Source organism: Xylanibacter ruminicola Ga6B6, from assembly GCF_000687715.1.
GTDB lineage: Bacteria > Bacteroidota > Bacteroidia > Bacteroidales > Bacteroidaceae > Prevotella > Prevotella ruminicola_B.
This window is the reverse complement of record NZ_JHXD01000049.1, coordinates 1-1,473: the sequence shown is the minus strand read 5'-3', so window position 1 is coordinate 1,473 and position 1,473 is coordinate 1. Positions and strand designations below refer to the sequence as shown.

General features: G+C 46.6%; 2 protein-coding genes. Both read right to left on the bottom strand.

Going from position 1 to position 1,473, the window contains the following annotated elements; genetic code table 11:
• Nucleotides 1-310 precede the first annotated feature (310 nt).
• On the bottom strand, nt 311-640 hold the full coding sequence (locus T500_RS0114720; RefSeq protein WP_028908732.1) for a hypothetical protein: 330 nt from the start codon (nt 638-640) through the stop codon (nt 311-313).
• Between the two features lie 71 nt (nt 641-711).
• The gene (locus T500_RS0114715) at nt 712-1,419 is read right to left on the bottom strand and encodes a DUF6371 domain-containing protein (RefSeq protein WP_155267590.1); all 708 of its coding nucleotides are present in this window, start codon (nt 1,417-1,419) and stop codon (nt 712-714) included.
• Between the last annotated feature and the right edge of the window lie 54 nt (nt 1,420-1,473).

Genomic DNA, 1,473 nt, shown 5'->3' with positions numbered 1-1,473 from the left:
AGATCGATAGTTTCCTCGACCACGTTCTTGGCGAACCACTTACCAAAACACTTGTGACTGGTGATTTTGATTTGCTGTAAAATGTAACGTACCATAAGTAAAATTTAAAAGTTTAAAAATTTAAGAATTTAAAAATTTAGTGCCATCCGGAATAGCAGTGCAAGTGAAGTGCAAGGTGAGTGCAGAGCTGAGCTTGCTCGAGCTATGTTGAACCGCAGCCTTCACTCGCCAGCGCAACTTGTTTGCGATGGCAAAGGTACAACTTCACAAGAGGCAATTGTCCAGTTATGGCAAGTTAGCTCGAAAATAATTAGAAATCAGGTGGAATTTCAGTGATTTTGGTCCATTTACCTTCAAAAAAGGTAGTCAGTTGCAACTCACGCACCACCTTCTGATACAGCTGATGACTCTGCAGCACACGCTGATCCTGCAGCTCTGGTGGCAGATCGATGCAGTAATCCTCACAAACATACTTCACGGCTTGTGGCGGCAGTAGCCTGGCATAGCGCTTCACACCCAGGGCATCCAGGATGTGTTGGCGGGTTTTCAGATAGCGGTTAAAAGTGCGATACGACACACCAGCCAGTTCGGCCAGTTTAGCCTTACTGATAAACAGATGCTTATTGTAGTAATTTACCATATTGATTGTGGATGAAAAGTAATTTGATTATAGATAAAAAGTAAGTTGATTTTGATGATAAAACAAGTTGATTATCTCACAGAATCAAGTACAAAATCCACGATGTCGATACACCGTTGCTTTTGTTCCTCAGTGGCATGCAGTTCCAAGGTATTGTCAATCCGCAACCGGATGTCGTAATACTGTTCTGCTTGCTTGGCATAGTCGAGAAAAAACACGTAGTTGCTCATCGTGGGGTCGGTTCGCGGATAGATGGTTACCGTGCTGCCCTGCAGCGGCGCCAGCATGTCCATCACCAAATGCGAGTTAACGGCATAAGCCAGCCAAACACATTCAGGATACAGCTCGCTCAGAATCACTGCCGAAGCCTCCGACTCTACGATGCCTATCGGCTTGGAGCCATCCACCAGATGCAGCCCAAACAGGCAGTGCTTCACAGTCCAGTAAGCCAGCAGCTCTTCGCGGGCTTTCAGCATCTGCGACAGCCAACCATCACCGATATGAGCATCCAGCGGCGTCATCATGTCGTCGATCATCCAGAAGATGGTTCGCCCGTTCTTGGTTTTACCCAACCGATAGCACTCAGCTGCATGCAGCGCCTGCTCTGTGGTTATCACCCCCTGCCCTATCAGCACCTGCAGAAAATCGAACTCGCTGGCCCTGCAAGCCTCAACCATCGGCAGCGAAGGCAACATAAAGTTCACCCTCCGTTCTATCTCAGGCGCCAATCTTTCTCCAATAGCCTTAAACGTGTTGCAGAAAACCTCATTCCACTTCATCGGCTCGCGCGGGTTATAATTAATTAATAATTAAATTAAATTTAAATTAAGCCC